Here is a 26,041-nt window from a genome sequence, read left to right as displayed (position 1 = left end):
CAGGGTCCAGATGAAAAAGCAAGTTCGGGAACAGCTGAAACAGCAACTGAAAGCCGACCGCCAGGTCGTCATTGCGGCCTTCCAGGCCGACGGCAAGCCTGAAAAACTGCTGCGCAGCCTGCGCCACAGCGTCGACGGCGTGCTGGCGCGCGCCTGGCAGGAAGCGGGCTTGCCACCAGGCACTTCCCTGGTGGGCGTGGGCGGCTATGGCCGCGGCGAACTGTTTCCGTATTCCGACGTCGACCTGCTGATCCTGCTGCAACAACCGCCCGATGGGGCCACGCAGGAAAAGCTCGAGGAACTGGTGCAGCTGCTGTGGGACCTGGGCCTGGAAATCGGCCACAGCATCCGCACGGTCGATGAATGCCTGGTCGAATCGAAGGCCGACATCACCGTGCAAACGAGCTTGCTCGAAGCGCGCCTCGTGTGCGGCAACGCGGACTTGTTCGCGCAATTGCAGCAACGCTATGACGCGGCCATGGACCCGCAGGCGTTTTTCCACGCGAAAACGGCGGAAATGCGCCAGCGCCATGCCAAATATGAAGACACGGCCTTCAGCCTGGAGCCGAATTGCAAGGAAAGCCCGGGCGGCTTGCGCGACTTGCAAGTCATCCTGTGGGTAGCCAAGGCGGCCGGCCTGGCGAACTCGTGGCGCACCCTGGCCACGGGCGGCCTGATCACCCTGACGGAAGCGCGCCAGCTGATGGAAAAGGAGCGCGCCTTCAAGGATATCCGCGTGCGCCTGCACCTGCATGCGGGGCGGCGCGAAGACCGCCTCGTGTTCGACGTGCAGACGGCGATCGCCGAATCGCTGGGCTTGCAGGCGACTGGCAGCGGGCCGCACATGCGCCGCGCCAGCGAATTCCTCATGCAGCGCTACTACTGGGCCGCCAAGACGGTGACCCAGCTCAACACGATTTTGCTGCAAAACATCGAAGCGCGATTGTTTCCACAAGACAATGTGGCCGTGCCCATCAACGCACGCTTCAATGAAGTCAACAGCCTGATCGACATCAGCGCCGACGATACGTTCGAGCAATACCCATCGGCCATGCTGGAAGTCTTTGTGCTGATGACGGAACGCCCGGCCCTGAAGGGCATGACCTCGCGCGCCACGCGGGCCCTGTGGCACGCGCGCTTCAAGATCGACGCCGCCTTCCGCCAGGACCCCGTCAACCGCGCCCTCTTCCTGCGCATCATGCAAGCGCCGGTCGGTATCATCCATGCGCTGCGGCGCATGAACGAAATGAGCATCCTGGGGCGCTACCTGCCGAATTTCCGCCGCATCGTGGGCCAGATGCAGCACGACCTGTTCCACGTGTACACGGTCGACCAGCACATTTTGATGGTAGTGCGCAACATGCGCCGCTTCACCATGAGCGAACACGCGCACGAATACCCGTTCTGCAGCCAGCTGATGGCCGATTTCTCGCAATCGTGGCTGCTGTACGTGGCGGCCCTGTTCCACGACATCGCCAAGGGCCGCGGCGGCGACCATTCGAAGCTGGGCGTGGCCGACGCCACCCAGTTCTGCCAGGAGCACGGCCTGTCGGAAGAAGACACGGAACTGGTGGCTTTCTTGGTGGAAAATCACCTGACCATGTCGCAAGTGGCGCAAAAGCAGGATTTGTCCGATCCCGACGTCATCGCCGCCTTTGCAAAGGTGGTCAAGGACGAGCGCCACCTGACGGGCCTGTACCTGCTGACGGTGGCCGACATCCGCGGCACCAGCCCGAAAGTGTGGAATGCCTGGAAGGGCAAGCTGCTGGAAGACCTGTACAAGATCACCTTGCGCGTGCTGGGCGGCGAGCCGCACACGGCCGACCGCGAGCTGAAGAACCGCCAGCAGGAAGCGCTGGCCACCTTGCGCCTGTACGGCTTGCCGCCGGACGCCCATCTGAAGCTGTGGCAGCAGCTGGACGTGGCGTATTTCCTGCGCCACGACGCGTCCGACATCGCCTGGCAGACGCGCTCGCTGTATGACAAGCTCGACAGCAAGTTGCCGGTGGTAAAATGCCGGCTGGCGCCCATCGGCGAAGGCTTGCAGGTGGCCGTGTACATTCCCGACCAGCCCGACCTGTTCGCGCGCATCTGCAGCTATTTCGACCGCAAGAACTTCAGCATTCTCGACGCGAAGATCCACACGACCAAGAATGGCTATGCGCTCGACACGTTCCTTGTCACGGAGCAAAATTTCGCCAAGAGCTACCGCGACATCATCAGCCTGATCGAGCATGAGCTGGGCGAGCTGCTGCAGTCGCGAACGCCGCTGCCGCCGCCGGGCAAGGGACGGCTGTCGCGCCTGTCGCGCACCTTCCCCTTCCAGCCGACCGTGGATTTGCGGCCCGATGAAAAGGGCCAATACTATTTGCTGTCGGTGGCGGCCAACGACCGCACGGGGCTGCTGTATGCGATCGCCAACGTGCTGACCAAGTACCGCATCAACTTGCACACGGCCAAGATCATGACCCTGGGCGAGCGGGTCGAAGACGTTTTCCTCGTCGACGGTCCCGCGCTCAACAATGCCCGCAACCAGATATTGCTGGAAACCGATTTACTCGATGCGCTGAAAGTGTAGACTTTCCGCGCAGCGCCTACCTTACTGAAACTGAAACAACATGACCGAAGAATTATTACGCTTGTCCAAACGCATGTCCGAACTGGGCCTGTGCTCCCGCCGTGAAGCCGATGAATGGATCGCACGCGGCTGGGTCCGTGTGGATGGCAAGGTGGTGTCCGAGCTGGGCAGCAAGGTCTACCCCAGCCAGCGGGTCACCGTGGAACGCCAGGCGGCGGCCGAGCAATCGAAGCGGGTCACCGTGCTGATCAACAAACCCGTCGGCTACGTCAGCGGCCAGGCCGAAGACGGCTACACGCCGGCCGTGGCCCTGATCAAGGCGGAAAACCGCTGGGCGGAAGACCGCAGCCCGGAACAATTCCACCCGACCCAGCTGCGCAGCCTGGTGGCGGCCGGCCGCCTGGACATCGATTCCGTCGGCTTGCTCGTCCTGACGCAGGACGGCCGCGTGGCCAAGCAGCTGATCGGCCACGATACCGATATCGACAAGGAATACCTGGTGCGCGTGAGCTACACCAAGGGCGGCACCCTGCCCGACAGCGAACTGAAAAAACTCAACCATGGCCTGTGGCTCGACGGCAAGCCGCTGCTGCCGGCCAAGGTGCGCTGGCAAAATGAAGATCAGCTGAGCTTTACCTTGCGCGAAGGCAAGAAACGCCAGATCCGCCGCATGTGCGAAGCCGTCGGCCTGAAAGTGCTGGGCCTGAAACGCGTGCGCATCGGCAAGGTCAAGCTGGGCGACTTGCCGACGGGCCAATGGCGTTACCTGAGCGCGGACGAACAGTTTTAAGCGACGGCATCAAGGTGGCATGCCGCGTGGCATGCCAAGCCATATAAGCAACAGGAATATAGTGATATAAAAACAATTATTGTGATTTACTTAGTAAATATTGCTTTAAACCTATACACTATTCCCCATCAGAACAAAAGAGATACGCTGTCGTGAACGATCCCATCCCCAATCCCCTGCGCAAAGGCGCGCCCAGCCTGGCTGACGTGGCCGAGCCGATGGCGCCAGGCACCAAGCCGCACCATATGAGCGATCCGTGGGATATCGGCGAAACCCTGTGCAGCCTGGCAGACAACGGCGACGCCATTTCCATCTACCCGACGGGCGGCGAAGACGTCATCATGGCGCGCATCCTGTCCGTCGACGACGACTTGCCGCAATTCGTGCTGGAACTGAATGAAGGCGCCACCCTGCCCGAAGGCGGCGCCACGTTTGTGTCGTGGGTGCAAAGCGCCAAGTTGCAATTTACCATCAATGGCGAATGGGAAGCGTATCCCGAGCGGCCGAACGTGTATCTGACGAACTTCCCCAGCCATTGCCTGGTGCTGGAACGGCGCGAATCGGCACGCCTGGAAACGCCGCTGGGCGTGTACTACCTGGCCGCCTTCGTGCTCGAGGGGCGTCCGTATGAATTGCAGCTGTATGATTTCTCGGCCGGCGGCATCGGCATGCGCGCCCATCCGCGCGACACGGTAGGCCTGTACGTGGGGCGCAAGCTGTCGCGCGTGCGCCTGGAGCTGGGACCGAACAAGGTCATGATCGCCGACCTGGAAATCCGCCTGTCGCGCACCTTCCGCTCCTTCCTGCTGGGCGAGCAGGTGCAGATCGGCTGCCGCTTCCTGAACCTGACGGAAGCCATGCAGGATGAATTGAAAGTGCTGCTCGACAACCTGGGCAGCAGCCGCAAGGTGCGCTAGCTTCGCTTCACGCATGAAAAATGGCCGCCCAGCTGATGCTGCGCGGCCATTTTTTGTTTAACAGCCAAAGTCACGAGGCGCCTGAAAAACGTTCAGGGCAAGGCGCATTGCCGAAGACAGTACGAAGAGTACGGCGAGGCAATGCAACGCCGCCATGGGCGTTTTCTCAGCCGCCGATCAATCGTCGTCGTTCGGGTCGAGGTCAGGAAACATGACTTCCGTGTAGCCGAATTGCGTAAAATCAACGATACGCATCGGATACAAAATGCCGTGCAAGTGGTCCACTTCATGCTGCACCACGCGCGCATGGAAACCGTCGCAGTCGCGGCTGATGGGCTGGCCGAACTGGTCCACGCCTTCGTAGTGCAGCTCGCTCCAGCGCGGCACGCTGCCGCGCAGGCCGGGCACGGACAGGCAGCCCTCGAAACCCTCTTCCTTGCGTTCCGACAAAGGCGTCAGCACAGGATTGATCAGCACGGTTTCCGGCACTTGCGGCGCATCGGGGTAGCGCAGGTTCTGCTTGAAGCCGTAGATCACCAGCTGCAGGTTGACGCCGATCTGCGGCGCCGCCAGGCCCGCGCCATTGGCCGCATGCATGGTGTCGAACATGTCGGCGATCAAGGCATGCAGTTCGGGCGTATCGAATTCACGCACGGGCTCGGCCATGCGCAGCAGGCGCGGATCGCCCATCTTGAGGATGTCACGTACCGTCATTTTGTTTCCAGTGTCGCTTGCAATTGTTGCAGATAACTACGGAAGGCGGCGCCCGTTTCCGGATGTTTCATGCCCATCGCCGTCGTTGCCTTCAGGTAACCAAGCTTGGAGCCGCAATCATAACGCTGCCCCTGGTAGCGGTAAGCCAGCACGCGCTCTTCGCGCATCAGGGCGGCGATGCCGTCCGTCAACTGGATTTCGCCGCCGGCGCCCGTGCCGATATTTTCCAGATGGTTAAAGATACGGCTGGTCAGCACATAACGGCCCACCACGGCCAGGGTTGACGGCGCCTCTTCGGGCGCGGGCTTTTCCACGATGGCCGAGACCAGCTCCAGGTCGGGCTGATAATTCTTTGCCGACACAATACCGTACTGCTTGGTTTCCGCGCGCGGCACGTCCTGCACGGCCAGCAGCGAGCAATTTTCATACTGGAAGACATCGGTCATCTGCGCCAGCACGGGGCGCACGCCTTCTTGCACATCCATGAAATCGTCGGCCAGCAAGACGGCAAACGGCTCGTCGCCGATCACGGGACGGGCGCACAACACGGCATGCCCCAGGCCCAGCGGCGCCGACTGGCGGATGTAAATGCAATTGATATGCTTGGGAATGACGTTTTGCACCATGTCGAGCAACTGGCGCTTGCCGGCCGCTTCCAGCTCCGATTCCAGCTCGTAAGCCGTATCGAAATGGTCTTCGATGGCGCGCTTGTTGCGTCCCGTGATGAAGATCATTTCCGTGATACCGGCCGCCACCGCTTCTTCCACCGCGTACTGGATCAATGGTTTATCGACGATGGGCAACATTTCCTTCGGTTGTGCCTTGGTCGCTGGCAAGAAGCGGCTGCCCAGGCCGGCGACGGGAAAGACTGCTTTTCTGATTTTTTTCATGGGTCTTCTGTAATATTTTAAGAATTAATCCTGCGCGAGCAAGGCCAGCAAGCCAGCCTCGTCGAGGATGGCTACGCCCAGTTCCTGGGCCTTGGCCAGCTTGCTGCCGGCGTCCGAGCCGGCCACGACATATCCTGTCTTCTTCGAAACAGAACCGCTGACCTTGCCACCGGCTGCTTCGATCAGCTCCGCCGCCTCGTCGCGGCTCATGTTGGGCAAGGTGCCCGTCAGGACGAAAGTCTTGCCGTCCAGCTTGCCGCCAGCGGCTGGCATTTCAGGCAATTGTGACAGTAATTCATGGCGCAGGGCGTCCAGTTGACCAAGCAGCTTGACATTGCCCTCATCGGCCAGCCATTGCGCCAGCGACTCGGCCACGGCGGCAGGCAAGCCCGCATGGAAGCTGGCGCCCTGCGCGGCCAGGCTGGCCAGGGTCACGCCCCGCTCCACCAGCTGCTTGCTGCGCGGCTCCGTCAGCTTCGGGATGCCGATGGCGGCCAGCAAGGTGGTTTGTTCGAGCTGCGTGCGCAGCTTGGCGCTGGGCGCATGTTCGCCTTGCGGCGCGACGCCCGCATCCAGCAACGCCTGCAGCGCCTGCTGGTTCTTTTCTTCGGCAAAGAAGTCGGCAATCGACTCGGCGACCGTGCCGCCGATGTCGGGCAGCACGCGCAGCAAGGCTGCGGGCGCTTGCCGCACATACGCCAGGCTGCCGAGCCACTCGGCCAGGGTCTTGGCCGTCGATTCGCCCACGTGGCGAATGCCCAGCGCGAACAGGAAGCGCTCAAGCGGCGGGCGCTTGCTCGCTTCTATACCGGCCAGCAAGTTTTCCGCCCACTTGGTGGGAATCTTGCCTTGTTGCACTGTTTCTGGCGTCGAACCGTCGCGCTCGTCGGCGCGCACTTTCATTTCCAGCAATTTATCCAGGGTCAGGCTGTACAAGTCGGCCAGGCCATGCACGTATTCCAGTTCGACCAGGGTATCGATATAACGTTCGCCCAGGCCTTCGATATCCATCATGCGCCGGCCCGCGAAATGGCGGAACGCTTCCTTGCGCTGCGCCGAGCAGAACAGGCCGCCCGAGCAGCGGGCAATCGCCTCGCCCTCTTCGCGCACCACGTGCGAGCCGCACACGGGGCACGTTTCCCGCATCTTGAACGGCGGCGGCGCCGGTTCCGGCCGTTTTTCCAGCACCACGGACAGCACTTCGGGAATCACGTCGCCCGCGCGGCGCACGATAACCGTATCGCCCACGCGCACATCCTTGCGCAGCACTTCATCTTCATTGTGCAAGGTGGCGTTGGTAACCGTCACGCCGCCCACGGACACGGGCGCCAGGCGCGCCACGGGCGTCATGGCTCCCGTGCGGCCCACCTGGATATCGATGCCCAGCACCTGCGTCAGCGCCTCTTCGGCGGGGAACTTGTGCGCCAGCGCAAAACGCGGTGCGCGCGACACAAAACCCAGCTCCTGCTGGTCTTCCGTCGCGTTCACCTTGTAGACGACGCCGTCGATTTCATACGGCAAGGTGGGACGGCGCGCGCCGATGTCCGCGTAATAATCGAGCAAGCCCTGCGCGCCCTGCACCACACGGCGCTCCTTCGACACGGGGATGCCCAGGGTTTCGTACCAGTCCAGCAAGGCCGAATGCGACACGGGCATGGCGGCGCCATCGAGGGCGCCGATGCCATACGCATAGAAACGCAGCTTGCGCTGGGCCGTGATGCGCGAATCGAGCTGGCGCAGGCTGCCGGCCGCCGCATTGCGCGGGTTGGCGAATTCCTTCTGCCCCGCTTCGCGCTGGCGTTCGTTCAAACGGGCAAAATCGGCCTTGAACATCATCACTTCGCCGCGCACGTCGAGCAAGGTCGGAATCCGGTCGCCATGCAGGCGCAGCGGGATGCCGGAAATGGTGCGGATATTCGCCGTCACATCCTCGCCCGTGGCGCCATCGCCGCGCGTGGCCGCCTGCACGAACAGGCCGTTTTCATAGCGCAGGTTGATGGCCAGGCCGTCGAATTTCACTTCGGCAGCGTAATCGACTTCGGCACCGTCAAGGTCCAGGCCTTCGCGCACGCGGCGGTCGAAGTTGACGATATCGTCATCGGTGAAACCATTGTTCAACGACAACATCGGCACCGTGTGCGTGACTTGCTCGAATTGCGGCAAGGGCGCCGCGCCCACGCGCAAGGTGGGCGAATCGGGCGTGCGCAAGTCGGGATGGGCCGCTTCCAGCGCCTGCAGTTCGACGAACAGCTTGTCGTACTCGGCATCGGGGATGGTGGGATTGTCGAGCACGTGGTAGGCGTGCAGATGCCGATTGAGTTCGGCCGTGAGTGCCAGGACGCGCTGAGCGGCATTCCGCTGGGCGGCGTCCTGGTTGATCGGATCAGTCATTGTTGCGGGATTCTTCAGCTAAATAAACGCAGGGCGCGGGTGGAACCGGCCGGAATGTCGGCCGCGTCCATTTCCTGGTAAAACTCTTGCACCTGGCCGGCGATCTCGGCCAGCGCCGCGTCCGACAGGGCCTGGTTGTAATCGTCGACGATGGTGGCGTCCAGGCGGCCCACCAGTGCCTTGGCGCAAGCGACCATGGCGCCGAAGCCGTCGCGCGCGGGCGCCACGCATGGTACGTCCAGCAGCAGGGTCAGGCGCGGCGTCGTTTCCTCGGCCAGGGTGACATTCGTCGACAGCGAGAACAGATAGCCACCTTCGCCGTCCGGCATGACGAAACGGCCGTCCGGACGTACGTCGAAGCCCTGCTTTTCCAGCGCGAACAGCAAGGTGGAAATGGCCCATGGCGCGCCATTCGTGTGCAGGTTGACGCCCAGCTGGGCATCGTGACCGGCCACGAAGCGGTGCAGATTGCGCGCTTCGGCCATCACTTCCATCATGTCGGGCACTTCCGGCTCGGCGCCGATCTCGTCAGCCACGCCGCGCAGGCGCGTGACCAGTTCCGAGTATTCCAGTTCATTCAGGGCCGTGCTGCGGCTGGCCAGCTGCACGCCGCCCTGCATCTTGGTGTAGACACCGCCATGCGTGATCGGTTCCCAGTCGCCATTCACGTGCAAACCGATGAAGTGGACGGGCTTGTTGCCCACCAGGCGCAGGGTTTGCAGCACGGGCAGGATCTTGTCGCCACGCACGGGCGCTTCCAGCGACAAAGGCAGCAGGCAATCGATCAGCGGGTCGACCAGGCTGGTCGCCTGTTCGCTGGCGGCGCTGACTTCCGGCTGCGCCGGCGCGGCAGGAGCGGCGGGTGCAGGGTCGGCATCGGCCAGCGACGGTTCCGCATGCACGGGCGCGTCCGGCACCACGGCCGCCGGCGGCGCACCGAACGACGGTTCGGCCTTGGCGGCGGGCGCGGCGTCGAAGCGCGGTTCCTGGCGCAGCACGGGTTCCTGGGCTTCCACGGCAGGAGCGTCGCCCTCGCGCATCAGCACGTCGTCGTGGTCGGTGGAAAAAGCCCGTTCCACGCTTTTCTTGGCCTTGTATTCCTGCCATTTGTTGTACGAGAAAACACCGACGATAAAGACGCCGCCGGCGCCGAACAAGGTAATTTGAAGGTCTGTCATGCTGCTTGTGCCTCGGTTGCAAAATTTGCGGCGGACTCCATGTCCACCGCCACGATGCGCGATACGCCCTGCTCCTGCATCGTCACACCGATCAATTGATGGGCCATTTCCATCGCAATCTTGTTATGCGAAATGAAAAGGAATTGGGTCTGGTCGGACATGCGCTTGACCATGCGGCAGAAGCGTTCCGTGTTCGAATCGTCCAGCGGTGCATCGACTTCGTCGAGCAGGCAGAACGGCGCCGGATTCAGGCGGAACATGGAAAACACCAATGCGGTCGCGGTCAGCGCCTTCTCTCCACCCGATAACAGGTGGATGGTGGCATTTTTCTTGCCGGGAGGCTGCGCCATGACTTGTACACCGGAATCGAGAATCTCGTCGCCCGTCATGGTCAGCCTGGCCTGGCCGCCGCCAAACAGAATCGGGAACAGCTCGGAAAAGTGATGGTTGACCTTGTCGAACGTGTCTTGCAGCAAGTCGCGCGTTTCCTTGTCGATCTTGTGGATCGCGTCTTCCAGCGTGTTGATCGCTTCCGTCAGGTCGGCATTCTGGGCGTCGAGGAAATTCTTGCGCTCGGATGCCTGCGCCAGCTCGTCCAGCGCGGCCAGGTTGACGGCGCCCAGGCCCGTGATGGCGTTCGTCAGGCGCGTCACTTCGCCCTGCAGATACGATGGACGCATGTCCGGGTGCAGCTTTTCCGTCAGGGCCGCTTCATCGGCGCCCGCTTCCAGCAGTTGCTGGGCGAATTGCTCCTGGTTCAGGCGCGCAGCCTGTTCCTTGAGCTGCATTTCCATGATCTTGTCGCGCTGCGGCTGCAAGCTGCGTTCCGATTGCGTGCGCGCATCTTCGGACAGGCGCAGCTGCTGCGTAATCTGATCGAGTTCGTGGCGCGCGTCCGCCAGCGCCCGCTCCTGCGTCGTGCGGCGTTCGAGCAAGTCCTGCAAGCCGTCAGCGGCCGCGCCGCTTTCCAGGTTGGCCAGTTCCAATTCTCCCGCCTGCAGGCTTTCCGTCACTTGCTGCGCCTGCGTGCTGGCCGTGGCGATGTTGCGGCGCAATTCCTCGATCTTCGCGCGGTGGGCTTTTTCCGCGTATTCCGTATCCTTGGCGGCCCGCTCCAGGTCGCGCAAGGCTTCGCGCGCTTCGGCCAGACGCTGTTCCTTCTGCAGGAAATCCGTGTGGCCGTCTTCGTGCGCTTCCTGCAAGTTGCCCAGCTCCATGTCCAGCTGTTCGAATTTCTCTTCCGATTCCAGCTTGGTCTGCATCTGCTCCGCTTCCTGCGCGGCGATCTCGGCGAGATCCGCACCGATCTGCGTGCTGCGCTGGTTGAAGCGCGCTTCCACTTCCGACAGTTTCACCACGTCCAGTTGCAGAGTATGCACGGAAGACGTCAGTTGCTGTATGCGCAAGCGCAAGTCGGACAGATTGCGCGTCAGGGTGGCAACGGCCGCATCGGCCCGCACGGAACGGGCGCGCGCCTCTTCGGCCAGCAATTGCTGGGCACGCAACTGCTTGCCGATATTGTCGATTTCCTGCTGGCGGCCCAGCATGCCTTCCTGCTCCGAATCGGCCGCATAGAAGCGCACGCTGGTGGCCGTCACGACGTGACCGGCGCGCGTGACGAAATAGCCGCCCGGCGGCAATTTAGCGCGTTCGGCCAGGGCTTCGGCCGCGTCTTCCACGGCATAGGCGTTGTACAGCCAATCCTGCAACAGGCCGCGCAAGCCCGGATCGTTGAGTTTCAACAAGTTCAGGAACGGTTTCAGGCCGGCGATTTCCGGCAGCGGCAGCGGCGCCACCGTGGATGGCGCGTACAGGGCCAGCTTGGCCGGCGGCGCGTCGGCAAAGAAGGCCTTGGCCCAGTCGATATTCGACAGTTGCAAGGCCGACGTGCGCTCGCGCAAGATCGATTCCATGGCCGCTTCCCAGCCCGCTTCGATCTGCAGCTTTTGCCACAGACGCGGCAAGGTGTCGAGCTCGTGCTTTTTCAGCCAGGGCTGGACCTTGCCCTGCGTCTGCACCCGTTCCTGCAATTGTTTCAAAGCGGAAAGACGCGCTTCCAGCTGGGCATTCGCCGCCGTCTCGGCATTGACTTGCGCCTGCGCCTCGGCCCGTTCCTGTTCCAGCTTTGGCTGCTGCTCCAGCGCTTCTTCCAGGTAGAAACCCTGCTCTTCCAGGGTTTGCTGCTTTTCTTCCAGTTGCAGTTTCAGGTTTTCCAGGTGGCTGCTGTCGGGCAGACTGAGGCTGTTCTTTTCCTGCTGCAGGCGCTCGCGGCGGCTCAAGAGGCTGGCCAGGATGTTCGAGGCGTTGCGCTGGTGCGCCGATTCCAGCTCCAGCTGCTGCTGGGCCTGCATGATGCGCGCGCGCGATTCCGTGCTCTTGTTTTGCGCGGCGCGCCAGGCGGCGTCCAGCTCGGGCAATTGCTCGCCCTTCTGTTCCGCCATCATTTGCGATTGCTCAACCTTCGCGGCCAGTTCTTCGAGGTGGAATTCCGCCTCTTCGATCTGTTCCTGGTATTCGCCGCCCTGGCTGGTCCACTGGTCGCGCTGGGCCGTCAGGGTGGCCAGCTGTGCCTGCAGGCGGGCGCGCGATTCGATGACGAACTTGATCTGCGCTTCCAGGCTGCCGATTTCCGCATTCGTCTGGTACAGATGACCTTGCGCCGTATGCAGGCGGTCGCCCACGGCAAAGTGCGCCTGGCGCATCTGCTCGAGGGTCAGTTCCACGTTGCGCAGCTTGGCCGTCTGCTCTTCCAGGTCCGTCTGCGCCTGTTCCACTTCGCGGAAATAGCGCGTCTGCTCGTTTTGCGCCTCGTTCTTGCGCAGCAGCCACAACAGCTTCTGTTTTTCTTCCTGGTCCGCCTGCAAGGCGTGGAAGCGGGTGGCGACAGCGGCCTGCGCTTCCAGCTTTTCCAGGTTGGCATTGAGTTCGCGCAAGATATCTTCCACGCGCAGCAAATTTTCGCGCGTGTCCTGCAAGCGGTTTTCCGTCTCGCGGCGGCGTTCCTTGTATTTCGATACACCGGCCGCTTCTTCGAGGAAGACGCGCAATTCTTCCGGGCGCGATTCGATGATGCGCGAAATCATGCCCTGGCCGATGATGGCGTAGGCGCGCGGCCCGAGGCCCGTGCCGAGGAAGATATCCTGGATGTCGCGCCGGCGCACGGGCTGGCCATTGATGTAATAGGTGGAGGTGCCGTCGCGCGTCAGGGTGCGCTTGACGGCGATCTCGGCGTACTGGCCCCACTGGCCGGACGCCTTGCCATCGTTATTGTCGAACACCAGTTCCACGGAAGCGCGCCCGGCCGGTTTGCGGTGGGTGGAGCCATTAAAAATGACGTCCTGCATCGATTCGCCGCGCAATTCCGACGCTTTCGATTCGCCCAGCACCCAGCGCACGGCGTCGATGATGTTCGACTTGCCGCAGCCATTCGGCCCGACCACGCCCACGAGCTGGCCTGGCACCTGGAAATTGGTGGGATCGACGAAAGACTTAAATCCCGACAACTTGATGGAAGAGAGACGCACGTGTTTTAGAGTTCCTGGCCTATGCTGGCGGTTATATTTGGGTGAACCCGGTTCATATTCAGTTCATGGCCACCTTGGCCACCCTTGCGGCAACAGTCCGGCCACTCACCGCAGGGAGTGGTTCATCATACCATTTCCTGATGCTTTTCTGGCCAAAAAACCGCAGCGCCAGGCGCCGGCGTGCCCCGCCTTACGGGGCTGGGCGGCCATCCTGCGCCAGTTTCCAGTCTTCGCGGGAAAAAACACGCTCATGACCGGACAGCGCCAGGGCCAGTTTTTGCAGCCATTGCTCGGTCGGCATGGGCTCCGCCTTGAAGCTGAGCCCCACCATCAGCACGAGGCTGGCCAGGGCCAGCGCATGGCTGACGGCGATATTCACGGCGCCGCGGGCGCTCCACATGAAGCCCAGGGCCAGCGCCAGGCCCAGCACGCAGCCGCTGACGGCTTCCGACACGCTGTGCGCATGCACGACCACGCGCGAAATGGCCACCAGCACGGCAAAGGCCACGCCGACGAGCACGCCGGCATGGCGCCAGCGCGGTGCAGCCCGCTGCAGCAGCACATACATCAGCACGGGAAACACGGCGCCGGCGCGCATGGCGTGGCCGCTGAAGCCCGTAAAATCGAGCGCGCTGCTGCCCACGCCCCAGCTCATGAAGGCCAGCTTCGACAGCACCACGAGGGCCAGGCCGCCGCCGTACCACAGGCTCCAGCTGAGCACCAGGCGCCATTGGCGCGAGACGAGCAGCCACAGGGCAATCGCCACGCCAGCCGGCCCCATCACGGACATATCGGCCGCAAAAGAAATCCCATTCCACCAAGTCATCGCGCCTGCACTTATTTCATGATCAGCTTGCACTATGCCACGACTCTGCCCTGTTCCGCGCGGCTTTTGCTGTGCTGCAGCGAAGAATTACATTCGATTACAAACTTTCCACGCTGAAACCATCGGCCCGGCATGGCATGGCGGTGCGCGGCAGGCGTCAGATATTCGTCAGGCGCTTGCCCTTGGGCGGCGCAAAGTCCCGGATCGATTCGATCATGCCCACTTCCAGCGCCTGGTCGGCCGTCAGGTGCAGGTCGGAATACGCGTGCACCTGCCACTGCTCTTCCGTCAGGCTGACGTGGCCGCGCAGGATGCGCTCGGTACGCATGTCGTCGGCGCGCAAGCCCTCGACGATGATGCTGAGCGCGTCGGGGCGGGAACCGGGCGAGGCTGTCGCATGCGACTTGTGCACCATGAAGCGGGCCGTGTCGCTGGCATGGCGGTGCCGCCCCGCCAGGAACAGGGTGACGGCGATGGAGGCCACGGCGCCCGCGTTGTAGGTGATGATGTCGAGCGGCAACTTGCTGAGGAAGTTGTACAGACAGATGCCGTCGCTGACATAGCCGCCGTTCGACTGGATCAGGATGTGCGCGGTGGTGAGCTTGTCTTCCGTGATGTCGGCCGCGGCGTTGAAGACGCGCCGCACCATATCGCTGTTGACGTCGCCCGAGAGGGTAAAGTAACCGTGCTGCTCGGTGTTGTTTTGCGTCTCGCTTTGTGTAGTGTTCATGGCAGGCACCCGCAAGAAAGCCAGAATTTCATCATAGCGCATTCCCGCGCGGCCGGGCGCCCTTTTGCACCGGGCCAGCGCCCCTCCCAGCCCCGCAAACCGGGGCTTTTGCTGCAATTTGACAATGTCTTTTCAGATTGACAGAAACACCCTGCTGGCATATATTCCTCCCACTTGATCGGGAGAGGGCAAACCAGCGTTGCCGCCGAAGGGGCACTACCCAAAAACTCTCAGGCAAAAGGACCGATCAGGCGGACTGAAGCTGTTGCTTTGGCGACACGTTTCAGCTCAACTCTGGAGAGCGGCCGCGGCTATTGCCGGCGGCCCACCGAAGGGGCGCACGGGGCAAGCCCCCGTAATCTCTCAGGTACAAAGGACAGGGGGGTCAGTGATCACGCTGGAAAGCCGTGTTTGGCTATTCTATGTTTTGTTAACTCCCCTTTTACCTTCGTCCCGAGGAATCCATGACGCTCAAAGCGACCCCACTCAATAACGCCCACCGTGCCCTCGGCGCCCGCATGGTCGATTTCGGCGGCTGGGACATGCCCGTCAACTACGGCTCGCAAATCGAAGAACACAACGCCGTGCGCGGCGATGCCGGCATGTTCGACGTGTCCCATATGTGCGTGGTCGATATCGAAGGTCCGAACGTGCGCGCCTTCCTGCGCGGCTTGCTGGCCAACAACGTTGACAAGCTGCAAGTGTCGGGCAAGGCGCTGTACTCGTGCATGCTCAATGCCGAAGGCACCGTTATCGATGACCTGATCGTCTACTTCTTCAACGAAAACTGGTTCCGCCTCGTCGTCAACGCGGGCACGGCTGAAAAAGACGTGGCGTGGATGCAGCAGCAAAACACCAACACCAACAGCGGCCTGACGATCACCGAGCGCCGCAATGCCAACAATCCGATGGCCCTGGTGGCCGTGCAAGGCCCGAACGCGCGCGCCAAGGTGTGGCAAGTGCTGCCGGAAACGCAAGCCGCGTCCGAAGCCATCAAGCCGTTCAACGTCGTCATCGTCAAGGACACGGCCTTCGGCGAAGTCATGCTGGCGCGCACCGGCTACACGGGCGAAGACGGCTTTGAAATCGGCGTGGCCGCGACCCAGGTGGAAGCGCTGTGGAACGCCCTGGCGGCGGCCGGCGTCAAGCCGGCCGGCCTGGGCGCGCGCGACACCCTGCGCCTGGAAGCGGGCATGAATCTGTACGGCCAGGACATGGATGAAACCGTCAACCCGCTCGACGCGGGCCTGGCGTGGACCATCGACCTGGTCAGCGAGCGCGATTTCATCGGCAAGGCCGCCCTGCTGGCCAAGGGCCAGAATGCGCAATTCGTCGGTTTGATCCTGCGCGAAAAAGGCGGCGTGCTGCGCGCCCATCAAAAAGTCATCATCGCCGGCAGCGAAGCCACGGGCGAAATCACCAGCGGCACCTTCAGCCCGACGATGCAGGAAGCGATCGCGCTGGCGCGCGTGCCGAACGGCGTCGCCGTGGGCGACACCGTGCACGTGGAAATCCGCGGCAAGCAGCTGGCCGCTTCCGTCGTCAAGCTGCCTTTCGTGCGTAACGGTAAAATCCTGGCTGCGTAAGGTTTTATAGAGCCGCCCGCAAGACCGTACAACCATAATCAATAACGAACACTTACCATCTGGAGCCACACATGAACATTCCTGCAGACCTGAAGTACACCGCTTCCCACGAATGGGTACGCCTTGAAGGCGACGGCACGATCACCGTCGGCATCACCGAGTACGCGCAGGACGCCCTGGGCGACATCGTCTTCGTCGAACTGCCAACCGTGGGCAACACCTACGGCGCCGGCGACGACGCCGCCGTGGTGGAATCGGTCAAGGCAGCGAGCGACATCTACGCGCCGATCGCCGGCGAAGTCGTGGCTGTCAACGACGACGTGGTCAACTCGCCCGAGTCGATCAACGCCGACGCCTACGCCAACTGGCTGTTCAAGATCAAGCCAGCCGACGTGTCGGCCCTGGACGGCTTGCTCGACGCTGCCGCCTATGGCGCCACCACCGGCGCGTAATCGCGTTTGACTCACGGGCCGCAATCGCGGCCCGTTTGCATTTTTTCTGCGCTGCGCCCGCGCGCCGCATCCCGGTTTTTCAGTCTTTTTTGGCCTCTATATCATGACCCGCACCAGCCTGACCCAACTCGAAGCACGCGATGCCTTCATCGCCCGCCACATCGGCCCTTCCCACACCGAACAAGCAGCCATGCTGGCGACCCTCGGCTATCCATCGCGCGCCGCGCTGATCGACGCCCTGGTACCGGCCAACATCCGCAACAAGGGCGCCCTGCCCCTGGGCGCCTATTCGCAGCCGATGCCGGAACAGGAAGCCCTGTCGCGCCTGAAAGCCATCGCCGGCAAGAACCAGGTTCTCAAATCCCTGATCGGCCAAGGCTACTACAACACATTCACGCCCGGTGTCGTTTTGCGCAACATCTTTGAAAATCCGGCCTGGTACACGGCGTACACGCCTTACCAGCCTGAGATTTCGCAAGGCCGCCTGGAAGCGATCCTGAACTTCCAGCAAGTGATCACCGATCTGACCGGCATGGGCATCTCGAACGCCTCGATGCTGGACGAAGGCACGGCCGCCGCCGAAGCAATGACCCTGATCCAGCGCGTGGGCAAGTCGAAGTCGAACGTGCTGTATGTGGCCAATGACGTGCTGCCGCAAACGCTGGAAGTGGTGCAGACGCGCGCCCAGCCGATCGGCATCGAAGTGCGCACGTTTGATCCCGCTGAAATCGAATCGCTGGACGCCTGCTTCGGCGTGCTGCTGCAATACCCTGGCGTCAACGGCGTCGTGCGCGATTACCGCGCCGGCGTGGAAAAGCTGCACGCGAACGGCGCCATGGTCATCGTCGCGGCCGACCTGCTGGCCCTGACCATGCTCACGCCTCCTGGCGAATGGGGCGCCGACGTCGTCGTCGGCAACAGCCAGCGCTTCGGCGTGCCGCTCGGTTTCGGCGGCCCGCACGCGGGCTATCTGTCCACGCGCGATGAATTCAAGCGCAATATGTCGGGCCGCCTGGTCGGCGTGACCGTCGATGCGCAAGGCAACAAGGCGTACCGCCTGGCCCTGCAAACGCGCGAACAGCATATCCGCCGCGAAAAAGCGACCTCCAACATCTGCACGGCGCAAGTGCTGCTGGCCGTGATGGCCTCGATGTACGCCGTCTACCACGGCCCGGCCGGCCTGCTGCAGATCGCCCAGCGCGTGCACCGCTTTACGGGCGTGCTGGCCGCCAACCTGAAGACCCTCGGCTATGGCGTCGTCAATGCGACTTACTTCGACACCCTGACCATCAACGTCGCCGATGCGGCGCAACTGCACGCGACGGCCATGCACCACGGCGTCAACCTGCGCAAGATCGACAATACCCACGTGGGCGTGTCGCTCGATGAAACCACCACGCGCGACGATATCGCGCTGCTGTGGAAAGTGTTCGCGCACGGCCTGACCAACGCGCCTGCCGCGCCGGACCTGGACAGCGTGGAAGCTGGCGTGACCAGCGCCCTGCCGGCGCAACTGGCGCGCGAGAGCGCCTACCTGACCCACCCCGTCTTCAACAGCTACCACTCGGAACACGAGATGCTGCGCTACCTGCGCAGCCTGGCCGACAAGGATCTGGCGCTGGACCGCACCATGATCCCGCTCGGTTCGTGCACCATGAAGCTGAACGCGACGAGCGAAATGATCCCCGTCACCTGGCCGGAATTTTCGAACATCCATCCGTTCGCGCCGGACGCGCAAACCGTCGGCTACCGCGAGATGATTTCGCAGCTGGAAGAGATGCTGTGCGCCTTGACGGGCTACGCGGCCGTCTCGCTGCAGCCGAACGCCGGCTCGCAGGGCGAATACGCGGGTCTGCTGGTGATCAAGGCCTACCATGAATCGCGCGGCGAAGGCCACCGCAACATTTGCCTGATCCCGTCGTCGGCGCACGGCACCAACCCCGCCTCGGCCAACATGGTCGGCATGCAGGTGGTCGTCACCAGCTGCGACGCCAACGGCAACGTGGACCTGGCCGACCTGAAGGCGAAGGCGGAAAAGCACAGCGCCAACCTGGCTTGCGTGATGGTCACCTATCCATCCACCCACGGCGTGTTTGAAGAAGGCATCCAGGAACTGTGCGAAATCATCCATGCGCACGGCGGCCAGGTCTACATCGACGGCGCCAACATGAACGCGCTGGTCGGCGTGGCCGCTCCCGGCTCGTTTGGCGGCGACGTGTCGCACCTGAACCTGCATAAAACCTTCTGCATCCCGCACGGCGGCGGCGGACCGGGCGTCGGCCCGATCGGCGTGGGCGCCCACCTGGCGAAATTCCTGCCGAACCAGCGTTCCTCGGGCTACCAGCGCGATGCTGCCGGCATCGGCGCCGTCAGCGCCGCGCCATTCGGCTCGGCCAGCATCCTGCCGATTTCGTGGATGTACATCGCCATGATGGGCGCGGAAGGCTTGACGGCCGCCACCGAGACGGCGATTTTGGCGGCGAACTACATCGCGCGCCGCCTGGCGCCGCACTACCCCGTGCTGTACTCGGGCCACGACGGCCTGGTCGCGCACGAGTGCATCCTGGACCTGCGCCCGATCACGGACGCCACCGGCATCAGCAACGAAGACGTGGCCAAGCGTTTGATGGACTTCGGTTTCCATGCACCGACCATGAGCTTCCCCGTGCCGGGCACCCTGATGATCGAACCGACGGAAAGCGAATCGAAAGTGGAAATCGACCGCTTCATCGACGCCATGATCGCCATCCGCGCGGAAATCGCCAAGGTCGCCAGCGGTGAATTCGACCACGACGACAACCCGCTGAAAAATGCGCCGCACACGGCACAGGTATTGATGTCGGACAACTGGGAACGCAAGTACAGCCGCGAAATCGCCGCCTACCCCGTCGCTTCCTTGCGCCAGCGCAAATACTGGCCGCCGGTCGGCCGCGCCGACAACGTGTACGGCGACCGCAACCTGTTCTGCGGTTGCGCACCGATCAGCTCATACGAAGAGGAATAACGCCAGACCAAACCTACTGCGCGTCGCGCTTTGCGGCCGGCGATGCTCACCGTACTGAAGTACGGTTGCGCTTCTCGACCACAAATCGCTGACGCTCGCTACGGTTTTGTCAGGCGTCGATACTCAGTAATCAGGAATTAAAATCCCGGCGAAAACCGGGAGCATTAAACCAGAACGGCAGGCCGCAAGGTCTGCCGTTTTTTTTATGCGCCGCGTTACAGCGCCAGCAAGGCCGCGCCCGGCAATCCCAGGGCGGTGCCCAGCATCGTCAGCAGCACGACATCGCGCCGCTCGCAGCGGGCGCGGTGCGAACTCCAGGCGGCGAACAGCAAGGCCACGGCCACGCCGCTGAGCGAAATACCCACTTCCGTCATGTCCACTCTCCCCGCAGATGCGGCACAGCTGCCATTGTTACGTTCATCATCGTCGTCATCCTTTGCCTTTATTAAGTTAACTACCTATCGGTAGGTAGCCAGTGTACAATAAAAAAGACGGCAATGTCCATGCCGTGTTTTTTGACGATACAAAGGAAGCGCAATGCAGCAGCAAACCCCTCTCCCCGCCGCCAGTCTCGCTCTGGCGGCTTCCCTGGCCTTGGTGGCCGTGCTCGGCCCGGCGGGCATCGACATGTATCTGGCATCGATGCCGGCCATGGCGCGCGAACTGCATACCTCGTATGCAAATGTGCAGCTGAGCCTGACGGTTTTCCTGCTGGCCCTGGGCGGCGGGCAATTGCTGTGCGGGCCGCTCACCGACATGCTGGGCCGGCGCCGTCCGCTGCTGGCCGGCATCGCCGTGTACATTCTTGCCGCCGTGTGGGCGTCGCAGGCGGATCAATTGAGCACCCTGCTGCTGGCGCGCTTGCTGCAAGGCATGGGCGCCGCGCTGACCCTGGTCGTGGTGATGAGCATGGTGCGCGACGTGGCCGATGGCGTCAAAGCGGCGCAGCTGTTTGCCCTCTTGATGACCATCGTCGGCCTGGCGCCCGTGCTGGCACCCGCCGTGGGCGGCTTGCTCGACGCCCACTACGGCTGGCGCGCCGTGATGCTGGCCCTGGCCGCGCTGGGCGTCTTGACCTTGCTCAATAGCGCGCTGTTCCTGCCAGAAACCCTGCCAGCAGCCAGGCGCGTCGCGCCGCGCGGCATGCACCGCACGTATGCGCGCATCGCGCTGGACCGCGCCTTCCTGCTGCCCGCGCTGGCCCTGTCCGCCACTTTCTTTTTCCTGTTTGCCTATATCGGCGGAGCGTCGCTCGTGTACCAGCGCGATTTCGGCCTGTCCGCGGGCAGCTTCGGCCTCGTGTTCGGCGCCACGGGCGTGGCCGTGCTGCTGGGCGCCATGGCCAGCGGCCGCCTGGTGGAAAAGCACGGCGTGGCGCGCCTCTGCGTGGCGGGCAGCGTGGCCATGCTGGGCGGCGCGGGGCTGGCCCTGCTCGGCGCCTGGGCGGGAGCAGGCATCGCCGCTGTCGTGCCGGGCATGTTCGTGGCCCTGTTTGGCCTGGGCATCGCGGAAGCGGCGCTGATGGCCATGGCCATGGGTTCCCAGCAGCGCGCGCTCGGTTCCACGGCCGCGCTGCTGGGCGCCATCCAGATGACCTTGTCGTCGCTGGCCACGCCGCTGGCGGCCAGCCTGTCCGAATGGGGGCCGCTGCCGTGGCTGCTGTTCTTGACCGTGGCCGGCCTGCTGGTATCATGGCTGACCCTGGCCACTGCGCGCGTCCATCCGGTCCATGCCAGCAGCCTGGGAGCGCACTGACGCCTCACCCCATATCACCCCCATGATGAAAAAACGCTCGGCCTCGGCCGATAATATCTGTGCCGTCGCCGTCGTCCACTTTTCCGAACACGGCTACGACGCTTCGTCCCTCAGCGACATCGCCGCGCAGGCGGGCATGCGCAAGGCTTCGCTGTACTCGCACTTCGCCGGCAAGGACGCCCTCTTCCTCGACGTGTTTGCCGACGCCCTGGCCGAAGAGCAAGCCTTCATGGACAGCTGCTTCGCCGACGAAGCGGCGCTGGCGGCGCCCGGCGGCCAGCAGGCAGGCGCCCTGTACTGCGACCGCATGGCGCAGCGCTATGCGGACTCGGCCCATTTGCGCTTTCTGCTGCGCACGGCGTATTTGCCGCCCGCGCCCCTGCGCGTGGAAGTGGGCACGGGCTACGAAGCCTTGCTGGCGCAGCTGCAGCAGTATTACGTGCAGAGCTTGGCCCGTCTCGCGCCCACGTTATCGTCGCAGCGCATCGACCTGTATGCGCAAGCCTACCTGGGCATCGTCGACAGCCTGCACGTAGAGCTGATCTACGCGGGCGGCGCCGCGCTGCAGCAGCGCCACGCGGCGCTATGGCAGATATTGTCCGATTCGCTGGCGATGGCCACGCAACATGGCTGAGCATGCGGCCTGCCACAGTCACATTACACTTTGGAAACCTAAGATTTCTTCAGTTGACACTCTTGCAGCATGTGCATAAGATGCCCCCATTATTCATTTACGGAGTCCCACGTGGGTACTTGTTCTAGTGACAGTAGCCGATCTTGTATCGGCGATTGCCTCGGCAGCTAAACAGCAAGCAACGCGGAACTCTCTTTCCTCCGTGCCTTGCTGAGCAAGGTGCGGTGTCTCGCGCGGCCAGTACGGCCGCACGCCTCTCCCCCCTCTTTCCGATCGCGACCGGCTACTGACCCGGATTGCCCGCCAGCACTATCGTGCTTTGGCGGCACGCAAGTCTTGCCTGCGGCTGCGCCGCCCGTCAACACCTCGTCGTGAAAGGAAGAGCAATGAATCTCTTCACCCGCTTATTCGAATCGTTCCTGCGCAAGCGCCATACGGCAGGCAACTTCCGCCGCCGCGCCATGCCGCTGGAAAACAGCACGGCCCGCCCCGTGCCCGACCACCTGGCGCGCCAGTTGCTGGCTGCCGCCCATGAAGACCTCGATAGCGCCCTGAACCGCCTGCACACGCGCCTGGAAGGCTTGCGCGATGCCGAAGCACAAGTGATCGGCGCGCAAACGGGTCCGAACGAGGTCGAGCATGAAAAGCCGCTGGCCTGGTACCAGCACCTGTGGCTGTGCTACAAGAATCCGTTCAACCTGCTGCTCACCGTGCTGGCCATCGTTTCCTACCTGACGGAAGACCCGAAGGCAACCATCGTCATCGGCACCATGGTGATCTTGTCGACCCTGCTGCGTTTCGTGCAGGAAGGCCGCTCGAACCGGGCCGCCGAGCGCCTGAAAGCCATGGTCAGCAATACTGCCACCGTGCTGCGCAATGGCCAGCAAGTCGAGCTGCCGATCCGCCAACTCGTGCAGGGCGACCTCATCGTGCTGTCGGCAGGCGACATGATCCCCGCCGATTGCCGATTGCTGTCCGCGAAAGACCTGTTCGTCAGCCAGGCCGCCATGACGGGCGAATCCTTGCCCGTGGAAAAGATGGCCGAGCTGGCCGACGCCCATGGCAAAGATCCCATGGAACTGGCCAATCTGCTGTTCATGGGCACGAACGTGATCTCGGGCGCCGCCACGGCGCTGGTATTGGCTACGGGCAACCGCACGTATTTCGGCACCATCGCCACGCGCGTGACGGCCACCGAGCGCACGCCCACGGCGTTTGAGGCGGGTGTGAACAGCGTCAGCTGGCTCTTGATCCGCTTCGCCCTCGTGATGGCGCCGCTCGTGTTCCTGATCAACGGCTGGACCAAGGGCGACTGGATGGAAGCGTTCCTGTTCGCCCTGTCCGTGGCTGTCGGCCTGACGCCGGAAATGCTGCCCATGATCGTCACCAGCACCTTGGCCAAGGGCGCCGTGAAACTGTCCAAAAAGAAAGTCGTCGTCAAGCGCCTGGACGCCATCCAGAACTTCGGCGCCATGGACGTGTTGTGCACGGACAAGACGGGTACCTTGACGCAGGACAAGATCGTGCTCGAGCGCCATACCGACGTGTTCGGCCAGCAATCCGATGAAGTGCTGCAATTCGCCTATTTGAACAGCCACTACCAGACGGGCTTGAAAAACCTGCTGGACCGCGCCGTGCTCGACCACGTGGAATTGCAGACGGAAATGCAGCTGGCGCGCGACTACGTAAAGGTCGATGAAATCCCCTTCGATTTCGTGCGCCGCCGCATGTCCGTCGTCGTTTCCGAAAAGAATGATCACCATGAACTGATCTGCAAGGGCGCCGTCGAGGAAATCCTCGCCGCCTGCAGCCACCTGCGCCTGGGCGGCGTGAATATCCCCCTCGATGCGGCCCTGCTGGACAAGGTGCTGGAAACCACGCATGGCCTGAACGCGGAAGGTTTGCGCGTGGTGGCCGTGGCCGTCAAGGAAGTCCCGCCCCATAAAACCGTGTACGGCGTGGCCGATGAAACGGCGCTCACGCTGATCGGTTATGTCGCTTTCCTCGATCCGCCGAAGGAATCGACGGCGCCCGCCCTGCGCGCGCTGGCGGAACACGGCGTCACCGTGAAAGTATTGACGGGCGACAACCACCTCGTGACGGCGAAGATTTGCCGCGAAGTGGGCCTGGCCGTGCATGGCGTGCTGCAAGGCCCGCAACTGGACGACATGGATGACGCCACCCTGGCGAAAGCGGCCGAGGACAACACGGTATTTGCCAAGCTCAGCCCGCTGCACAAGGAGCGCCTCGTGCGCGCCCTGCGCGGCAATGGCCACATCGTCGGCTTCATGGGCGACGGCATCAACGACGCGCCCGCCCTGCGCGCGGCCGATATCGGCATTTCCGTCGATTCCGCCGTCGATATCGCCAAGGAAGCGGCCGATATCATCCTGCTGGAAAAGAGCCTGATGGTGCTGGAAGAAGGCGTGCTGGAAGGCCGCCGCACCTTCAGCAACATGCTCAAATACATTCGCATGACGGCCAGCTCGAACTTCGGCAATGTGTTTTCCGTGCTGGTGGCCAGCGCCTTCCTGCCGTTCCTGCCCATGCTGCCGCTGCACTTGCTGGTGCAAAACCTGCTGTATGACGTGTCGCAGATCGCCATTCCCTTCGACAATGTCGACGCCGAGCTGATCCAGCAGCCGCTGAGCTGGAACCCGCGCGACATCGGCCGCTTCATGGTGTTTTTCGGCCCCATCAGCTCGATCTTCGACATCAGCACGTTTATCCTGATGTGGCATGTGTTTGGCGCGAATACGCCGGAGCAACAGACCCTGTTCCAGTCCGGCTGGTTCGTCGTGGGCTTGCTGACGCAGACGCTGATCGTGCACCTGATCCGCACGCCGAAGCTGCCCTTCATCGACAGCATCGCGTCCGTGCCCCTGCTGGTGGCCACGACCCTGATCATGGCCGTGGGCGTATTCCTGCCGATGGGACCGCTGGCGACTTACTTCAAGCTGCAAGCCTTGCCATTGGGCTACTTCCCATGGCTGCTGGGCATCCTCGTCTGCTACACACTGCTGACGACGTTCATGAAACGCGTGTACCTGCGCAAATTCGGCTGGCAATAGTATGATGGGCCGCTCTTACCCCTACACAAGGCACGCATGAGCGGCTCCCCCTCACCTTCATCCCTATCCAAACGCACGCAGGCCCTGCTGCTGTCGGGCCTCGTGTTTCCCGGCAGCGGGCATTTCTTATTAAAACGCAAGGCGCGCGGCTGCCTCTTCCTCGTGCCCGCGCTGATCGCGCTGGTGCTCGTATTGCGCCAGATCATGGCACGATTGGATCAAGTTATGGCACAGATCGACAGCGGCGCCCTGCCCCTCGACGTGCAACTGATCGTGGAAAAAGTCGATGCGCTGTCGGCCCATGACGGCCCCGCCATGACGGTGGCCGTTTGTGTGCTGGTGGCATGCTGGATCGGCAGCCTCGTCGATACCATGCTATTGAAACCCTAGGATCGCTGGCGTCAGACGGCATCGCCCTTGACGCGGCGCGGCTTCGGTCCGCGCACGGCGGCGATGCGCGCTTCGCTGCGCACTTGCACGCGGCCGCTGAACCAGCCCTGCAAATCCTCGCCAAAGCCGGCCGGCGCCGCACTGCCCACGCCTTGCGCCAGGTCCGCCAGGGTCGTCTTGGCCAGCTCGGCGCGCATGCTTTTCTCGGCGCGCAGCATCAAGGCATGGATGCCGCACACGCCGCTGGTCATCCAGCCGGGCGGCTCGCCTTCATACAGGGTGCAGCGGCTGCGGATCTGCTGGCAATCGAACAACGGTTTCGGCCCCTCGATGGCGTCCACCACGTCGAGCACGCTGATCTCGGCCGCCGGACGCGCCAGCTGGTAGCCGCCGCGTATGCCTTCCGACGCCGTCACGATGCCCGCCTTCTCCAGCTTGGGGAAGATTTTTGCCAGGAAAGAGACGGAAATGCCCTGCAATTCCGCCAGGTCGCGGCTGCTGGCAGGCTCGGCAAGCGGCTGCGCCAGATACAGCAGGCAATGCAAGCCATACTCGGTGCCGCTTCCATAATGTGCCATGATGCCATTCCTCCGTTGCAAAACGGGGACTGT

19 protein-coding genes and 2 riboswitches are annotated in these 26,041 nt (G+C 62.9%); of the genes, 10 read left to right on the top strand and 9 right to left on the bottom strand.

Translation table 11 applies throughout. The features are described 5' to 3' along the window. The first annotated feature begins 10 nt into the window (after positions 1 to 10). From VPH40_RS00675 to VPH40_RS00665, 3 genes are all read left to right on the top strand, one after another. A complete protein-coding gene (locus VPH40_RS00675; RefSeq protein WP_328572322.1) occupies positions 11 to 2,578 on the top strand; it encodes a [protein-PII] uridylyltransferase in 2,568 nt (855 codons plus the stop codon). Positions 2,579 to 2,618: 40 nt separating this feature from the next. Further along, complete coding sequence (locus tag VPH40_RS00670; protein ID WP_034752263.1) at positions 2,619 to 3,368, top strand: pseudouridine synthase; 750 nt, start codon at positions 2,619 to 2,621, stop codon at positions 3,366 to 3,368. Positions 3,369 to 3,520: 152 nt separating this feature from the next. Further along, a complete protein-coding gene (locus tag VPH40_RS00665; RefSeq protein ID WP_328572321.1) occupies positions 3,521 to 4,285 on the top strand; it encodes a flagellar brake protein in 765 nt (254 codons plus the stop codon). 177 nt (positions 4,286 to 4,462) lie between these two features. On the opposite strand, the gene def is transcribed toward VPH40_RS00665, so the two are convergent. From def to VPH40_RS00630, 7 genes are all read right to left on the bottom strand, one after another. Further along, positions 4,463 to 4,999, bottom strand: a complete 537-nt coding sequence (gene def, locus VPH40_RS00660) for a peptide deformylase (protein ID WP_076569759.1) — start codon at positions 4,997 to 4,999, stop codon at positions 4,463 to 4,465. Continuing rightward, positions 4,996 to 5,889 (bottom strand): UTP--glucose-1-phosphate uridylyltransferase GalU, encoded by an 894-nt coding sequence (gene galU, locus VPH40_RS00655; protein WP_077403348.1) that lies wholly within the window; start codon positions 5,887 to 5,889, stop codon positions 4,996 to 4,998. The genes def and galU overlap by 4 nt, the downstream gene beginning before the upstream one ends. Before the next feature lie 24 nt (positions 5,890 to 5,913). Then, on the bottom strand, positions 5,914 to 8,280 hold the full coding sequence (gene ligA / locus VPH40_RS00650; protein WP_328572320.1) for an NAD-dependent DNA ligase LigA: 2,367 nt from the start codon (positions 8,278 to 8,280) through the stop codon (positions 5,914 to 5,916). 14 nt (positions 8,281 to 8,294) lie between these two features. Then, positions 8,295 to 9,458, bottom strand: a complete 1,164-nt coding sequence (locus tag VPH40_RS00645; protein WP_251349126.1) for a cell division protein ZipA C-terminal FtsZ-binding domain-containing protein — start codon at positions 9,456 to 9,458, stop codon at positions 8,295 to 8,297. Continuing rightward, complete coding sequence (smc, locus tag VPH40_RS00640) at positions 9,455 to 12,982, bottom strand: chromosome segregation protein SMC (protein ID WP_289898332.1); 3,528 nt, start codon at positions 12,980 to 12,982, stop codon at positions 9,455 to 9,457. Before smc ends, VPH40_RS00645 begins: the two co-directional genes overlap by 4 nt. Positions 12,983 to 13,172: 190 nt before the next feature. Further along, entirely contained in the window at positions 13,173 to 13,808 is a 636-nt protein-coding gene (locus tag VPH40_RS00635) for a phosphatase PAP2 family protein (protein ID WP_257218642.1), read from the bottom strand. 157 nt (positions 13,809 to 13,965) lie between these two features. Beyond that, positions 13,966 to 14,538, bottom strand: coding sequence for an ATP-dependent Clp protease proteolytic subunit (locus VPH40_RS00630; protein WP_251349129.1), 573 nt, complete (start codon positions 14,536 to 14,538; stop codon positions 13,966 to 13,968). Between the two features lie 169 nt (positions 14,539 to 14,707). Then, positions 14,708 to 14,794, top strand: a riboswitch (glycine riboswitch). Positions 14,795 to 14,822: 28 nt separating this feature from the next. Further along, a riboswitch (glycine riboswitch) is annotated at positions 14,823 to 14,928 on the top strand. A 74-nt stretch (positions 14,929 to 15,002) separates the two neighbouring features. Here VPH40_RS00630 and gcvT point away from each other — a divergent pair. From gcvT to gcvP, 3 genes are all read left to right on the top strand, one after another. Beyond that, on the top strand, positions 15,003 to 16,124 hold the full coding sequence (gcvT, locus tag VPH40_RS00625) for a glycine cleavage system aminomethyltransferase GcvT (protein ID WP_251349130.1): 1,122 nt from the start codon (positions 15,003 to 15,005) through the stop codon (positions 16,122 to 16,124). A 71-nt stretch (positions 16,125 to 16,195) separates the two neighbouring features. Then, entirely contained in the window at positions 16,196 to 16,576 is a 381-nt protein-coding gene (gene gcvH, locus VPH40_RS00620) for a glycine cleavage system protein GcvH (protein WP_077403327.1), read from the top strand. Positions 16,577 to 16,679: 103 nt separating this feature from the next. Beyond that, on the top strand, positions 16,680 to 19,580 hold the full coding sequence (gcvP, locus tag VPH40_RS00615; RefSeq protein WP_328572319.1) for an aminomethyl-transferring glycine dehydrogenase: 2,901 nt from the start codon (positions 16,680 to 16,682) through the stop codon (positions 19,578 to 19,580). Positions 19,581 to 19,795: 215 nt separating this feature from the next. Here gcvP and VPH40_RS00610 read toward each other — a convergent pair whose 3' ends face one another. Continuing rightward, positions 19,796 to 19,954, bottom strand: a complete 159-nt coding sequence (locus VPH40_RS00610) for a hypothetical protein (protein WP_171985004.1) — start codon at positions 19,952 to 19,954, stop codon at positions 19,796 to 19,798. Positions 19,955 to 20,117: 163 nt separating this feature from the next. Between VPH40_RS00610 and VPH40_RS00605 the strand changes: the two genes are divergently transcribed. From VPH40_RS00605 to VPH40_RS00590, 4 genes are all read left to right on the top strand, one after another. Then, entirely contained in the window at positions 20,118 to 21,335 is a 1,218-nt protein-coding gene (locus VPH40_RS00605) for a Bcr/CflA family efflux MFS transporter (RefSeq protein ID WP_328572318.1), read from the top strand. Between the two features lie 22 nt (positions 21,336 to 21,357). Further along, positions 21,358 to 21,969: a TetR/AcrR family transcriptional regulator gene (locus VPH40_RS00600; protein WP_305055178.1), complete on the top strand. Its 612-nt coding sequence runs from the start codon at positions 21,358 to 21,360 to the stop codon at positions 21,967 to 21,969. Positions 21,970 to 22,355: 386 nt separating this feature from the next. Further along, a complete protein-coding gene (gene mgtA, locus VPH40_RS00595; RefSeq protein ID WP_289913833.1) occupies positions 22,356 to 25,040 on the top strand; it encodes a magnesium-translocating P-type ATPase in 2,685 nt (894 codons plus the stop codon). A 36-nt stretch (positions 25,041 to 25,076) separates the two neighbouring features. Beyond that, positions 25,077 to 25,430, top strand: a complete 354-nt coding sequence (locus VPH40_RS00590) for a hypothetical protein (RefSeq protein ID WP_328572317.1) — start codon at positions 25,077 to 25,079, stop codon at positions 25,428 to 25,430. 11 nt (positions 25,431 to 25,441) lie between these two features. On the opposite strand, the gene VPH40_RS00585 is transcribed toward VPH40_RS00590, so the two are convergent. Beyond that, positions 25,442 to 26,008: an RrF2 family transcriptional regulator gene (locus VPH40_RS00585; RefSeq protein ID WP_289905349.1), complete on the bottom strand. Its 567-nt coding sequence runs from the start codon at positions 26,006 to 26,008 to the stop codon at positions 25,442 to 25,444. Between the last annotated feature and the right edge of the window lie 33 nt (positions 26,009 to 26,041).

It is taken from the genome of Janthinobacterium sp. P210005, from assembly GCF_036231865.1.
GTDB classification, from domain to species: Bacteria; Pseudomonadota; Gammaproteobacteria; order Burkholderiales; family Burkholderiaceae_D; genus Janthinobacterium; species Janthinobacterium kumbetense.
This window is presented reverse-complemented; position numbering and strand designations above follow the sequence as displayed.

Bases quoted from the DNA above. Each gene is read 5' to 3' on its own strand.
- VPH40_RS00675 (WP_328572322.1), top strand. From the start codon at position 11: ATGAAAAAGCAAGTTCGGGAACAGCTGAAACAGCAACTGAAAGCCGAC.
- VPH40_RS00670 (WP_034752263.1), top strand. From the start codon at position 2,619: ATGACCGAAGAATTATTACGCTTGTCCAAACGCATGTCCGAACTGGGC.
- def (WP_076569759.1), bottom strand. From the start codon at position 4,999: ATGACGGTACGTGACATCCTCAAGATGGGCGATCCGCGCCTGCTGCGC.
- galU (WP_077403348.1), bottom strand. From the start codon at position 5,889: ATGAAAAAAATCAGAAAAGCAGTCTTTCCCGTCGCCGGCCTGGGCAGC.
- ligA (WP_328572320.1), bottom strand. From the start codon at position 8,280: ATGACTGATCCGATCAACCAGGACGCCGCCCAGCGGAATGCCGCTCAG.
- VPH40_RS00645 (WP_251349126.1), bottom strand. From the start codon at position 9,458: ATGACAGACCTTCAAATTACCTTGTTCGGCGCCGGCGGCGTCTTTATC.
- VPH40_RS00635 (WP_257218642.1), bottom strand. From the start codon at position 13,808: ATGACTTGGTGGAATGGGATTTCTTTTGCGGCCGATATGTCCGTGATG.
- VPH40_RS00630 (WP_251349129.1), bottom strand. From the start codon at position 14,538: ATGAACACTACACAAAGCGAGACGCAAAACAACACCGAGCAGCACGGT.
- gcvT (WP_251349130.1), top strand. From the start codon at position 15,003: ATGACGCTCAAAGCGACCCCACTCAATAACGCCCACCGTGCCCTCGGC.
- gcvH (WP_077403327.1), top strand. From the start codon at position 16,196: ATGAACATTCCTGCAGACCTGAAGTACACCGCTTCCCACGAATGGGTA.
- gcvP (WP_328572319.1), top strand. From the start codon at position 16,680: ATGACCCGCACCAGCCTGACCCAACTCGAAGCACGCGATGCCTTCATC.
- VPH40_RS00610 (WP_171985004.1), bottom strand. From the start codon at position 19,954: ATGACGGAAGTGGGTATTTCGCTCAGCGGCGTGGCCGTGGCCTTGCTG.
- VPH40_RS00605 (WP_328572318.1), top strand. From the start codon at position 20,118: ATGCAGCAGCAAACCCCTCTCCCCGCCGCCAGTCTCGCTCTGGCGGCT.
- VPH40_RS00600 (WP_305055178.1), top strand. From the start codon at position 21,358: ATGATGAAAAAACGCTCGGCCTCGGCCGATAATATCTGTGCCGTCGCC.
- mgtA (WP_289913833.1), top strand. From the start codon at position 22,356: ATGAATCTCTTCACCCGCTTATTCGAATCGTTCCTGCGCAAGCGCCAT.
- VPH40_RS00590 (WP_328572317.1), top strand. From the start codon at position 25,077: ATGAGCGGCTCCCCCTCACCTTCATCCCTATCCAAACGCACGCAGGCC.
- VPH40_RS00585 (WP_289905349.1), bottom strand. From the start codon at position 26,008: ATGGCACATTATGGAAGCGGCACCGAGTATGGCTTGCATTGCCTGCTG.